A 13,674-nucleotide genomic window follows, 5' to 3' on the forward strand; every position below is an offset into this window, starting at 1 on the left:
AACAGAATAAATCATCATTAACCATAGATAAATAGTTTCCAGGTATGCATACATGTTAAAATAATACTATAGAATATAAAGATAACGCAAAGAGAGGTGAATCAATGACAAAACTGAAAGAAAAAATCAACGAAGCATTAACTTCTGTATTACCAATTACCTGTATTGTATTTTTATTAAGCATCACAATTACACCAATGCCAATCGGAACTATGCTTCTGTTTGCATGCGGTGCTGTCATGCTGATTATCGGCATGGGCTTCTTCTCACTGGGGGCAGATATGTCAATGATGCTTATGGGAGAAGGCATCGGTACGATACTCACGACTTCCAGAAAACGAGTGTTGATGATATGTATCACCTTCATAATCGGCTTTATCATAACAATAGCAGAGCCGGATCTTACTGTGCTTGCACATCAGGTACCCGGTATTCCTGACAATACACTGATTTGGACGGTAGCTGCCGGTGTCGGTATATTTCTGGTAATGGCCCTGTTAAGAATTCAGTTTCATTGGAAGCTGAGATATTTACTTATGCTGTTTTATGGTCTGGTATTCGTACTTGCTTATTTTTCTATGGATAACTTCATGGCCGTTGCCTTTGACTCGGGCGGTGTGACAACCGGGCCGATTACGGTTCCCTTCCTTATGGCTCTGGGTGTCGGTATGGCGAATATCACACAGAAGCATGCAGAGGAGGAGAGCTTCGGTATTGTAGCCCTGTGCAGCATTGGTCCTGTACTGGCGGTACTGCTTTTGGGTATCCTGTATGAGCCTCAGGGTGCAACCTATACACCGTTTGAGATGGTACATGTGGAAACAAGTAAGGATGTCATTCAAACCTTTTTGCAAGAGCTTCCGCATTATATGTGGGAGGTCAGCAAGGCTCTGCTTCCGATCCTGTGCTTCTTCCTCATATTTCAGCTTATCAGCAGCTACTTCAATCGACGCTCAATCATAAAAATCCTGATAGGATCGCTATACACCTATATTGGACTGATTCTGTTTCTGTGTGGTGTAAATGTGGGCTTTATGCCTGCCGGCTATTTTATAGGCACTGAAATTGCTGCTTTATCCTATAACTGGATTCTCATCCCAATCGGTATGCTGATTGGCTTCTTCGTAGTAAAGGCGGAACCGGCTGTCCATGTACTTACACGACAGGTAGAGGATATGTCTTCCGGTGCGATATCCACAAAGGCTATGCTCTATTCCCTGTCCATAGGGGTAGGGCTATCACTTGGAATTGCGATGCTGCGCATCCTTACCGGAGTCAGTATTATGGTCTTCCTGATACCGGGTTATCTTATAGCAATCAGCCTCAGCTTTTTTGTTCCCAAGGTATTTACCGGGATTGCCTTTGACTCAGGCGGTGTGGCGAGCGGGCCGATGACGGCTACGTTTCTTCTTCCTCTTGCCATGGGTGCGTGTGAACAGCTTGGCGGCAATGTCATGCTGGATGCCTTTGGAATCGTCGCGATGGTTGCCATGACCCCGCTATTAACAATTCAGATTCTGGGTCTGTTTATGAAGAAAAAGAAGAAAAAGGATACGGATACACTTCAGGAGGATATTATCATGGAATTTGAGGAAGCCGCAAATGAACGGACAGAAAGTTAAATGTCTGGTAGTTATTGTTAATCGGGATAAGGGAGAGCTGGTCGCAGACATATGCAAACAGTATCAGCTGTATTTCACCTATGGCATTCTGGCGCTTGGAACAGCAGGCTCTGATCTTCTTGACTACCTGGGTATTGGTGAAACAGATAAGGAGCTGTTATTCTGCTGCCTTCCGGCTTGGCTGGAAAAGGAAGTCATGCATAAGGTGGCAGCTGAAACACAGATTAGAAAAATGGGTCATGGTGTTATGTTTACGATACCGCTGAGTGGAATCAGCAGTTTATTTCAGAGCAAAATATTATGTGGAAGAACCAATGAGGAGAAACAGATGGAACAAAAAGAACGCAAATATGAGCTAGTTGTCGCAGTCGTTGAACACGGCTGGCGCGATCAGGTTATGGAGGCTGCCCGGGAAGCAGATGCTACGGGAGGAACCGTACTGCATGCACGGTCCCTTCACGAGGATGATTCCGCAACATTTTTCGGTATTAAGCTGCAGGGAGAAAAAGATGTCGTCGTCATCCTGTCCGCTCACGAGAATTACAAGCATATCATGGATACCGTCAATAAGGCTGCAGGGTTTCAGACAGAGGCCAAAGGACTTATCTTCTCCATGCCGGTGGATGAATTTATCGGTATGTAGGATTTCACTACAAGCTGAAACTGCCCTTAAACGATCTTAAAAGAATCGCTGTAAGATTATTCTATTCGTATCAAATAGAAGATTAAACGAAAAAACAGGAGCGATTGCTGATAATCACTGAATCACAGGATAATCGGCATGCTTCTGTTTTTTCTTATCAAAATTTCTATTGCTATGAAAGCTTCTGTTTGCTAATCGTCATGATCCGTATCCTTATCCCATTCCAAAATGCTCCCCTTAAAGGCATCTATTGTATAATCGTACTCTGTATTCCCCTTTCTGAATTCGATTTCATACACGGATTGTCCATCGTCATTTTCCAGCTTTGCCTTTGTGAACAGCACTTCCTTCTCCTGCAAGCCGGCATGACTCAATGCCGTATTCTTCGCCTTATCCACACCGATATACGAAGCGGATGGCTTTGACTGCTCCTGACTCTGTATCTTTCGTTTCTCGGCCTTTCGTTCAATAATGGTTCCCTTCACAGCATCAATCTCATAATCATATTCTGTTGTTGCGCTTATAAATTCAATTTCATACACCGGCTGACCATCCTCATAATCGAGCCTGGCTTTTGTGAATGTCACATGAGATGCGGATTCCTTAGCATCTGCCAGCGCCTTGCTTTTGGCGTCTGCTTTACTAATGCTTACGGCTGTATCCACACCGGAAGCATTGCCTGCCTTTTTGTTATTCTCCACATCCTTCTTTATGATCGTACCATCCTTGGCAAGCAGCTTATACTCATATGCTTTTTGTGCTGTCTGAAATTCTATTTCATAAACCGCCAAGCCATCATCCTGCTTGGAAGCTGTCTTTGTAAAATTTCCATCCGCTGCCTTTACTCCGGCATCCTGAAGCACAAGCTTTTTTGCCTCCTCCAGTGTGATTGAGGAGACCGCCTGTGACGGAACGTTTTCTTTAAGGCCTTCCACTTCCCGATCCAGGATATCACCATCCCTGGAGGCAATCGTATAATCGTATATATACTGTGCACTTCGGAATTTCACTTCATAAACGCTCTGCCCGTCTTCCTTTTCCAGCGCTGCCTTTTCAAATTGTACCTGTTTGGCATCTACTCCTGCATCCTGAAGTGCAATCTGTTTCGCCCTATCTGCATTGATACGGTTATCCGTTTCCATTGCATTGGCTAACATTACGCCTCCGCCGGCAACGACAGAGATTCCTCCAATCGCAACCAGAGCCTTTACAGATGTTGATAGCTGCTGCAGCTTTTTCATATACATCACTCCTTTTTCTCATTACAACCGTAGTATAACAGAGAAAGATTAAAGCAACATGAAAGCAAATGCCTGTATATTATTTCAATGGCAAATGCAGGCTAAAGCAGGAGCCCTCTCCTTCCTCACTTTCAACCTCCATCCATCCCCCATGCAGCTGCGCAATCTCCTGTACCATCGCCAGCCCCAGGCCGCTTCCCTGATGAGTGTGTGAGGTATCCGCCTGATAAAAACGCTGCCATATGTGATCAATATGCTCTTTTCCTATACCATAACCGTCATCCGAAACAGACAGCAGAACATTCTCTCCCGTTTTTTGCAGAACTACGGATATGTGCCCGTTTTCTTTCCCATAGCGATAAGCATTGCTGATCAAATTCACAAGCAGACGGCGCAGCAGCTCTTCATTTCCCCAAACAATAATCCCCTTAGTAAGCCTATATTCCAGCTGGATTCCCTTCTCATGAAGCAGACATAAATCCTGGCATACCGTATCGCACAGCAGGCTGAAATCCAGCTCTTTCATCACAATACGATCCGTTCGCTGCTCCATACGCGTCATTGTCAGCATGTCATTGATCATGGCAGACATTTTTTGTCCCTGCCGTTTAATTACGTGCAATGCATCCTGATATGCCTGCTGATCCTGTTCCTCCTCCAGGGACAGCTCACATTGCGAAAGAATAACGCTAACCGGTGTTCGCAGCTCATGCGACATATCGCTGGTAAACTGCTTCTCTGCCTGAAAGGATTTCTCCAGACGGTCCATCATGCTGTTGAAGGTATCTGCCAGCTGATGCAGCTCATCCTGTCCCTTACCTAAATGGATTCGTTTTTTCAAATCCTGGCCCTGCTGAATCCCGGAGGCAGCCTGAATCATATGCTGAATCGGTCGCAGAAACCGCCCGGCCAGAAAATAACCGCCCGCAAGTGCCAGTAAAATTAAGGCGGGAATCAGCCACATGGATAAAATAACAATCGAATCCATCCACCGGGCTCCCTGATTACGGGATACTATCCCACGCAGCCACAAATCCTTTAAGCCCTCCCCCTTCAGTGAACGATCGTATATGTAATAGGTGCTGCCTTTATATGGAACAGAACGAATTTCATTGTCAGAAAAAGCGAGCTTACCGGTTGCCTGTGCAATCGGATTTTCACCATACAGCAATGTCGCATCCTCGTTGTACAGGGTTGTATAAATACCATTCATTTCATCAAGATAATCGTCATCAATTTCCAAATAACCATGTTGATATTGAATATAGACATCCTTATCTCCATCCGGATTGGCATCCGCCTTATCATGGTAATACTCCACCTCATCAATATTGTCACTCACCGTTTCCACCAGAGAATCCTTGATATTTTTTTGTACGACATTATCACTGATCATCAGTACACAGCCAAGAGTCAGACCTGCCAGAATAATCATTGCAAATGCAAACCATATGGTAATCTTTGTCCGGATACGCAGCCTGTTCATGAAGGCTCCTTCAACACGTAGCCGCTGCCTCTGACGGTATAAATCAATTTACAGGAAAAACCACCGTCCACCTTTTTACGCAAATAGCTGATATAAACATCTACCAGATTGGTACCGCCCTCATACTCATAGCTCCATATATGATTTTCAATTTTTTCCCTGGAAAGCACAATATTCTTATTCAGCAGCATATACTCCAGCAGAGCATATTCACGGGCAGACAGAAGCAGCAGCTTTTCGCCTCTGTGAACCGTATGTGTTGCCGTATCCAGTATCAGATCACCAGCCTGTAAGTGTGTTGTTGCACTTCCCTTTGCCAGCCGTATCATGGTGCGGATTCTTGCCGTAAGCTCCGCAAAGGAAAACGGCTTAATCAGATAATCATTAGCTCCACTATCCAGTCCCAGCACACGGTCTTCTATGGCATCTCTGGCCGTAAGAAATAAAACCGGTGTCATATTCTTTTCTGCACGAAGACTCTTCAATACCTCATAGCCGTTCACCTTCGGCATCATGATATCCAGAATAATACCGTCATACTCTGTTACAGCAGCATACTCCAGCGCCTCCTGTCCATCATAGCAGGCATCCACGCTATAGCCTTCCTTTTTCAGCTTTCGGCATACAAGCTCATTCAAATCGCGTTCATCCTCTGCAAGCAGCAGTCTCATACCAGCACCTCCCTAAACTCCATCGTATATAGTATCCTACAAAAACATGAAAGAAACATGAGAAATCCTCTATCTTTATCTTATCAGTATTATGTACCAATCTCCAACGCTTTTGCATGTTTATTTCATTCTTCGCTCCCATTAGAAAAGACATTCTGCACATGGTGCACAGAATGCCCTTGGTTTGTTTCATCAGCCGTTTCTGACCATCCGAATTGCTAATACCGTTTCTTAATCTGAAGGCTTTCCAGATAATCATAGATTTCTATATCCTTGCGCTTCATTGCTTCCAGAATGTGATATGGATCTTCCAGACGCATACCACTGGCCAAAAGCAGCTGCATCATATTCAATATATCCTCATTTGTACGAAACCCGCTCAGAACGATACCGCCCTTACTGCTTGGCAGCAGGATACCGTTATCCATGGGATTGATATACAGCGTCATGAATGCTTGCTTTTTATCATACAGCTTCAGCATATAGCTGTACCGTGACAAGCCCCATACCCCCGCCTTACGATCCACGGTGAATTTGGCATAGTCGATATCCGCATAGCGTATTTCCTGTAGGAATGGTGTAACGTCATCACTGCATAATACATGAAGGATCATATTCCATTTTTTGTGATCCTTATAGGCAGGGATAATGACAAATGCATCTTCCCGCAGCTCGTAAATCTGTCCACCGCCAAGACACAGAGGCACCCACAGAACAAGGGTAAACAACGGAAATAAAACAAGAAAGACAATTTGAAGAATCCGGATATCCGCAAACTCCTCAAAGCTGTCCGCAAGTCCGTACATAATGCTGCCAAGTCCCAAAGACAGTGCCAGAATAACTAGAACGCTGATAATGATTTTCTTTCTGCTCAAAGCCTTTTGTTTCAATTTTGCTGTGTCCAACATGATATATCCCTTCTTTCACTATCAGTATATCCGGATATCCGGCTTTGGACTGCTGTTTTACATAAGCGGTTCATTTTCCGACATCAGCGGTTTTTCAAAGGTAACCGTTGTGCGAAACAGTAAATGCGGCTGTTCCCATACTGCATTCAGGGTCCCCTGATAACGGCGTGCGATATCCCGTATGTTCTGCATACCAAAGCCGTGTGCAAAAGCATCCTCTTTCTCCTGTTCCACACCCTGACAGCTGTTTTTCATTTTCCATATGATTGTGGAATGCTGTTCCACCATACGCAATAGAATGAAGGGCTGTTTTAGCATGCGGCAGCTTTCCAGTGCATTATCCAGCAGATTACAGAGCACTGCACAACGATCCACAGAATCCATGAAGCTGTAGTCAATAACATCACTTTCCAGTTGAAAGCAAATTCCTGCTTCCTGAAAGCGTGGATGATACAGCTGCAGCACCTTATCAATCAGCTCATCACCGGTTTTCTGAACGTTCAGCATTTGCTCTGCTTTCTGAACTATATCATTGCGATAGGCATCCACTGCAGTACTTCCCTGTTCCAGCTGCTCCAGCAGACTGACGTGTTTTTTTAAATCATGCATAGATTTCATGATAAAGGCATTTTCCTTTTGTACCCGATCATATCGCTCTCTGTTTTCCACCATTCGTTGTGTTTTCAATAATGCCTGCATTTCCTTTTCACGCCGGATTTCCAAACAGAAGCAGGTGCGATACAGGCGCATAAGGAGCAGAAGTAAAAGCTGCATACAGCATATGATGGAGATATCTATAGATGCGCTCATGCCCATGTGTACAATATACATACTGATTCCCATATAGATACATAGGATAATTGAAAAGACAGGGATATACAGCTGCTCATACTGCTTATGCGTATAGTAAATCAGGATAAGCTGTATCAGAAAGGCTGCCGCCAAAAACAGGCAGCCCTTCAGCCAGATTGCAGTTCCCTGTGTGAGGGCAGCCATATGACTGCTTACGATTTGAACAAAGACTCCACTCACAAACAGGCTGGCGATAAAAGATAAATGGGAAAGCCATTGGTCCTGGTATAGTAATACAGATAACAGCAGTAAAAGCAGAAGAAGAAAACGCAGCAGCGTAACGGAAAGCCAGGGAGATATAAGAATTAAGATCAGTCCGACACCGGGATAAGGCAGAACACGGGAAATAAAGGGGCGATACTGCATACGTATGGTTGCCTGGTAGGTGTAACCGAGCATACCTGTCAGCATAATCTCCAGCATCCGCAGAAACAGGCTCATGCACATTTCTCCTGAAAGTTTTTCCACACAGCACGTACCGTTTCCACACGTCTTCTGGCAAGTGGCAGTGTTTCTTTTGTTTCGAGTAATATCGTATCCTTTTCCATGGACTGAATCCAGCGGACATGTACAAGAATCCCCTTATGACATTCCACAAATAGTGAAGAATCCAACTTTTTCTGCCATATACGCAGACCTTCTTTACTGTGAAACAGCCCCTCTGCTGTATGAAAGCAGGTACATCTCCCCACCGTTTCCACATATAAAATGTCTTTTCTTTTGATTCTATGACAGGTTTCACGATCCATAAGCATAAGCGTCTGCCGGTCATCCAAAGCAAGCACCTCATCCAGTTCACTGTATAAAAGCAGTGCAGGTACCGGCTTTAAAAGATAGCGGGCTGCCTGTATTTTATAACCGTCCATGCTGTATTTCAGATAACCGGTTATCACAATCATAATCATATCCGGAGCAATTTGCCGTAATTGTCTGCCGATTTCGATTCCGTTTTCCTGTCCGACCTCGATATCCAGAAACAGCAAATCACAGGAAATGGCCTTAACATGGTTTAACAGCTCCCTTCCGCTGGTAAACAAATCAATACGCCGCTCCATTAGCTCTTTTCTATCAAAATATCTTGAAACGATCTCACGCAAATGCTGTGCTTCCTGTATTTCATCATCCAGAATTGCGATATTATACATAGGTATCTCCCCTTGTCCTGATTGTAGGCTATATAAGCATTATATCACATATATGAATTTCCCCTTAAAAAAAAGCTAGCTTACGCTAGCAACTTTTTTAGCTCTCACTTTTAGATTACTCTATGGTAGAGTACACCGCTTTTATAGCTCTCACTTATAAATATCTTTATGGTAGAGTTCACCGCTTTTTCTCTTCAATTATAATACTACAGTAAATTGATTATATCACTACTTTTATGAAAATTTATAAAGAAGTTTTTCTAAAACTGTACTGTACCTCATATAAAGAACTCATTGGAAAATGTATATTTTCTCTATCCCCATCCTCTACAGGAAGGAAAGCTTGTCATAGAGCCTTTCCTTCCTACAGTTATCATAATCTAATCATTTTATCCCTTTTTAACATATGCCATAGCCAATGCCGCTCCAACCCTTGCATTGTTATATACGAGCTGTATGTTTGCCGCAAGGCTTTTTCCCTCTGTAGCCTTAACAATTTGTGAAAGCAGATAAGGCGTTGTATACTTGCCCTGTATATGAGCAGCCTTTGCATTTTGCACCGCTTCTTCAATTACAGCATTCATATAAGCCGCATCCATGGAATACGCTTCCGGAATCGGATTGGCAACCAGTACCCCGCCTTTTAAGCCAAGGCTTTTTTTCACGTGCAGCATATCCGCAATTTCCTCTACCGTATCCATTCTCTGCTGCAGCTTACAGCTTCCCTCTCTCGTAAAAAACTCAGGAAGCGTATCACACTGATATCCGATGACGGTAACACCCTTTGTTTCCAAATATTCCAGTGTACGAGGTATATCCAGTATAGACTTAGCCCCTGCACATATAACGGTAACATCACTTTGTGCAAGCTCCTCCAGATCGGCAGAAGCATCCATCGTTTCCTCATAGCCTCTATGCACTCCGCCAACACCGCCTGTCACAAAAAACTGAATCCCTGCCATGGCTGCACAAATCATCGTTGTCGCAACCGTCGTTGCCCCCATTCTTTTCTCTGAAACTGCCACTGCTAAATCTCTCCTGGATACCTTCATAACATCAGCAGCACAGGCAAGCTTATTCAGCTCCTCTCTGCATAGACCAATTTTTATTCTCCCGTCGATAATCGCAATAGTTGCAGGAACAGCACCGGCTTCCCGTATGATCCGCTCACAATTTTCTGCCATTTCCACATTTTGCGGGTAAGGCATACCATGTGAAATAATCGTTGACTCCAAAGCAACTACAGCGCGATGCTCAGCCAATGCTGTTTTTACCTCATCCTTAATATCAAGAAAGCTGTTATATTTACACATGTTAAATTCCCTCCTTCACCCTGCATTCCAACTTATTCCAGTAAGTCAGCATCAAGGACGGCGGCAGAATACCATATTCACAAATAATTCCCTGTATATCTGCAGCAGGTGTAATATCGAAGAACTGATTCACGACATCGATTCCTTCCAGCGATTCAAAATCATCCGCCTGCAGAATTTCCCATTCGCTGCGCCGTTCCAAAACGACCTGATAACCGTATTGTGTGCGCACATCCAGCTTATACAGCTCACTGGCTATATACACATCCTTTTTACAGGCCTTTGCCAGCTTTGCGATCATCGCTGTTCCCATCTTATTTGCCGCAGAACCGTTTGCACATAATGTATCAGCCCCCATAATGACGATATCCGCTTTCGGTAAAAACTCATAAATGGACGCATCTGTGATATAGATAACGGATATTCCTGCCCCTCGCAGCATTTTAACAGCTAACCGGGATTCTCTTAACGGACGGGACTCTGTACATATAACGGTGAACCGTTTCCCCATTTCAGCAGCCTTGATAAAAATCCCCATCAATGTCGAGCTGTAGCTATGCATCATGATAACCTCATTCTCCTGAATCATTGCAGCACCGTATTCTCCAAGCTGTTCCACCGCATCAAATGAGTATGTAATGATATTCGTACAAAGTCTGATAATGCTTTGCTTCAGATTCTGCACAGCAGCGCCGCTCTCCATCATCACCTGTTCCACAAGGTGCCATGTATTATAAATGGTTGCCATTGTAGGCTTTAGCGCAAGCATCTGTTCAGCAATATCCCGCATACGCTTCTGCAGCGCTGCCGGATTTTCAAACTCCTCCTGTTCACAGGCGAGACGAAAGGCCCATGCGGCAGCTCTTCCAAATGGACTGCCTCCCTTTACATTCATATTCTTTATTTCCTCAATGACATGCTCTGCATTTTTAAACGCTATATCTTTTACACGCATATTGAATACCTCTTTCCTATATTGTATGTTCATCAAAGCCGAGAATCCAAGTCAGAATAAAGGTGACACAGGCTCCAACACCACAGCCGATCAAAAGCCCTGTAAAGCCAACGCCAAGATATGCCGGAATCGTATATAAGCTAAACGCTACCGCTGCTGTGGTTCCCGCAAGACTTGCCCCGGTAATCGCTCCCCCTACTGCTCCGCCGATACATACTGCGATAAACGGTTTTTTATATTTCAGATTTACCCCGTACATAACCGGTTCAACCACACTTCCTGCAAAGAATGAGGTCAAAGACAGGGTAATTGCATTTTTCTTGATTTCCGGATTTTTTGCCTTCAGACCAACAGCCAGCCCTGCCGCCACCTGACAAATCAGACTTGGTGCATGTGTCATAATCACGGTATCTCTACCAAACGCAGCAATATTTGGTACTGAAACTAACCCGAGTATTGCGATATGCATACCGAAAATGATCAGAATCTGCCAGGTACCTCCAATCAAAGCTCCAGCCAGAATAGGGCTGAAATCATACATGCTGGTAAACAGAGAAGCAAACAGATTTCCTCCCCATACACCAATCGGCCCGATTGCAAGAATCAACAGCGGAAATACAATCAGCGTACTCAGGAAGGGTACAAAGATACTTCGCAGTGCTCCCGGTATAAGTCTTCTTAGCAACAGCTCTACTTTGGATAGCAGATAAATAGATAGGATGGCAGGAAGAACAGAACTGCCATAATACACATCCGTTACGGGAATCCCCAGAAAGGTTACACTGGCTCCATCCGCAAACAGACCGGTAAATGCAGGATTTACCAACAATGCCACGATAACGAGTGACACTGCCATATTGGTTTTAAATTTCTTTGCGGCAGACCATCCGATGATTACAGGGAAAAAGGCATATAGCGTATCCGATACTACATTTAATACCTGTATCGTACTATTCGCTTCATCCACCTTAAACACAACCGTAAATAAAACCGCAAGCGTCTTTATGAATCCGCAGGCCAGCATTGCCGGAATAATCGGGGTAACGATTGCTGAAATTGTTTCCACAAGCATCCCTAGAATGGATCTCCTCACTCCTTTTGTATCTGCATCCAGATTTTCCGCAATCATGTCCTCATTGATATTGACGCGATCGCCGCATAATGCAGCCACTTCATCAAATATATCATCGACAATACCGCCTAAAACGATTTGATACTGTCCTCCCAGGATTACAACCTTCATAACCCCTTCCAGCTGTTCCAGCACTTTCAGCTGTACAGCCTTTTCATCCTTTACAACAATACGAAGCCGCGTCATGCAATGCGCTACATCACGAACGTTGTCTACACCGCCAACATATTCCAGAATATCGGCAGCAAGCTTTTGTTTTTGTATTGCCATGGTTATTTCCTCCATTTTTTCATTCATTTTCTTTTTGTCAGCATAGGTACAATGTGCATCGTCAGATCCCCCAGCTCCTCATCCGATGTTTCCACATTGTATTTCTGCCGGAGATGTTCCTGGATTTGTAAGGAGCATTCCCATTCCTGCTGATACTTCTCCTTTACCAGCTGATGGATATTCTGTTCCTCACGCAGATTGCAGTTCTCATGTCTGTCATTCAGCACTCTGCCCAGAAAATACTTTAAATGCGTTATGAAGCGTGTATAATAAATAGATTGCTCATCCAGCTCCATTTGAAATGTATCCTGAATAATGTCTGTAAGCTCACGCATGATAATGGTCATTTTTTTATTCAGACTATGTCCGTAGGAGGACATAGCATTGATGAGATGAAACGCGATAAATGCCGCTTCATTATCATCAAAATGAACCTGCAGCTCCTGATTGATCAGCTTTACTGCCTGCAGGGCAGCATCATATTCCTTTGGATAAAACTGCCGTATTTCATTCAAGAGAGGATTTTCTATATCCTCATGCGCGCGCAGACGTTTTACAGAAAAGGAGATATGATCCAGCAGAGTGAGAAAGAGCTGATCCTTAAAGCTATAATTCAACAGGGCTTCCGCAAGAGCAACCACCTTATTAACCGTATCAATATAGGGAAACGGAATGGTTTTAATCAGCTCCTCAACATAGCTTTCATTTGCCTTTTTTTCTACGACAAATACCTTTTCTATCAGACTGGATGCAACAATATAACGCCTGTGCTTGATACAGCGAACACCGATTCCTTTGCCCAAAAGAATCACTTCTTCCCCCCTGCGGTCAGCCCCGACAATCGCGTTATTGTTGATAACACGGACAAATGTATAATTCATTCTATCTGCATCCTTTCCGTATGTTCACGGATTTCCATCAAAGCCTCTCCGTGATAGACCTCTCGTTCGAAAACTGTTACTATTTCGTTTTCAGATTCAAGAACGATGACATACACATCGGGATCATAGCCTGCCCTTTTAATGGCAGCTACGTTCAATTCGGCAATCAGCATGCCTTCTGTTATCACATCTCCTTTCTCTACATGGGTCTTCATATACAACCCGTTTAACTGTACAGTGTTTATCCCAAAATGGAGGAGCAGCTGCAGACCGCTCTGGCTGCGGATTCCAATAGCATGCATGGTAGGGAATACCGCTTCCACAATTCCATTAACTGGTGCATATATATAATCATCCTTCGGATAGACAAAGCATCCTTTCCCTAATATTTCATCACGGAACATGGGATCCCTTGATTCCTGTAAGGGCAGGACTTCACCATCACAGGGAGATACAATATAAATATTTGATGATGGATTGCTGTTCTTTTTTCTTCTCAGTAATTTCATAATTTCCTCCGATAACATAGAAAAGGCCCAAAACGTTTCTACGTTT

At 43.9% G+C, this 13,674-nt stretch carries 13 protein-coding genes; 2 read left to right on the top strand and 11 right to left on the bottom strand.

Annotation, left to right across the window (positions count from 1 at the left end):
* Positions 1 to 104 precede the first annotated feature (104 nt).
* Positions 105 to 1,622: a DUF1538 domain-containing protein gene (locus GKZ87_19150; GenBank protein ID QSI27458.1), complete on the top strand. Its 1,518-nt coding sequence runs from the start codon at positions 105 to 107 to the stop codon at positions 1,620 to 1,622.
* Complete coding sequence (locus GKZ87_19155; protein ID QSI27459.1) at positions 1,603 to 2,265, top strand: transcriptional regulator; 663 nt, start codon at positions 1,603 to 1,605, stop codon at positions 2,263 to 2,265. The genes GKZ87_19150 and GKZ87_19155 overlap by 20 nt, the downstream gene beginning before the upstream one ends.
* A gap of 191 nt (positions 2,266 to 2,456) precedes the next feature.
* Here GKZ87_19155 and GKZ87_19160 read toward each other — a convergent pair whose 3' ends face one another.
* From GKZ87_19160 to GKZ87_19210, 11 genes are all read right to left on the bottom strand, one after another.
* The gene (locus GKZ87_19160; GenBank protein ID QSI28022.1) at positions 2,457 to 3,512 is read right to left on the bottom strand and encodes a peptidase; all 1,056 of its coding nucleotides are present in this window, start codon (positions 3,510 to 3,512) and stop codon (positions 2,457 to 2,459) included.
* Positions 3,513 to 3,585: 73 nt separating this feature from the next.
* Entirely contained in the window at positions 3,586 to 4,992 is a 1,407-nt protein-coding gene (locus GKZ87_19165; GenBank protein QSI27460.1) for a HAMP domain-containing protein, read from the bottom strand.
* A complete protein-coding gene (locus GKZ87_19170; protein QSI27461.1) occupies positions 4,989 to 5,663 on the bottom strand; it encodes a response regulator in 675 nt (224 codons plus the stop codon). The genes GKZ87_19165 and GKZ87_19170 overlap by 4 nt, the downstream gene beginning before the upstream one ends.
* Before the next feature lie 218 nt (positions 5,664 to 5,881).
* On the bottom strand, positions 5,882 to 6,571 hold the full coding sequence (locus GKZ87_19175) for a hypothetical protein (GenBank protein ID QSI27462.1): 690 nt from the start codon (positions 6,569 to 6,571) through the stop codon (positions 5,882 to 5,884).
* A 57-nt stretch (positions 6,572 to 6,628) separates the two neighbouring features.
* On the bottom strand, positions 6,629 to 7,864 hold the full coding sequence (locus GKZ87_19180) for a GHKL domain-containing protein (protein ID QSI27463.1): 1,236 nt from the start codon (positions 7,862 to 7,864) through the stop codon (positions 6,629 to 6,631).
* A complete protein-coding gene (locus GKZ87_19185) occupies positions 7,861 to 8,568 on the bottom strand; it encodes a response regulator (protein ID QSI27464.1) in 708 nt (235 codons plus the stop codon). Before GKZ87_19185 ends, GKZ87_19180 begins: the two co-directional genes overlap by 4 nt.
* A 389-nt stretch (positions 8,569 to 8,957) precedes the next feature.
* Complete coding sequence (locus GKZ87_19190) at positions 8,958 to 9,881, bottom strand: pseudouridine-5-phosphate glycosidase (protein ID QSI27465.1); 924 nt, start codon at positions 9,879 to 9,881, stop codon at positions 8,958 to 8,960.
* Between the two features lies 1 nt (position 9,882).
* Complete coding sequence (locus GKZ87_19195; GenBank protein QSI27466.1) at positions 9,883 to 10,836, bottom strand: S-methyl-5-thioribose-1-phosphate isomerase; 954 nt, start codon at positions 10,834 to 10,836, stop codon at positions 9,883 to 9,885.
* A 16-nt stretch (positions 10,837 to 10,852) separates the two neighbouring features.
* A complete protein-coding gene (locus GKZ87_19200) occupies positions 10,853 to 12,238 on the bottom strand; it encodes a PTS glucose transporter subunit IIB (protein ID QSI27467.1) in 1,386 nt (461 codons plus the stop codon).
* Positions 12,239 to 12,261: 23 nt separating this feature from the next.
* The gene (locus tag GKZ87_19205; protein ID QSI27468.1) at positions 12,262 to 13,119 is read right to left on the bottom strand and encodes a PRD domain-containing protein; all 858 of its coding nucleotides are present in this window, start codon (positions 13,117 to 13,119) and stop codon (positions 12,262 to 12,264) included.
* Positions 13,116 to 13,628: a PTS glucose transporter subunit IIA gene (locus tag GKZ87_19210; GenBank protein ID QSI27469.1), complete on the bottom strand. Its 513-nt coding sequence runs from the start codon at positions 13,626 to 13,628 to the stop codon at positions 13,116 to 13,118. Before GKZ87_19210 ends, GKZ87_19205 begins: the two co-directional genes overlap by 4 nt.
* Positions 13,629 to 13,674 lie beyond the last annotated feature (46 nt).

The organism is Erysipelotrichaceae bacterium 66202529, assembly GCA_017161075.1.
In the GTDB taxonomy this organism is placed as follows: domain Bacteria; phylum Bacillota_I; class Bacilli_A; order Erysipelotrichales; family Erysipelotrichaceae; genus Clostridium_AQ.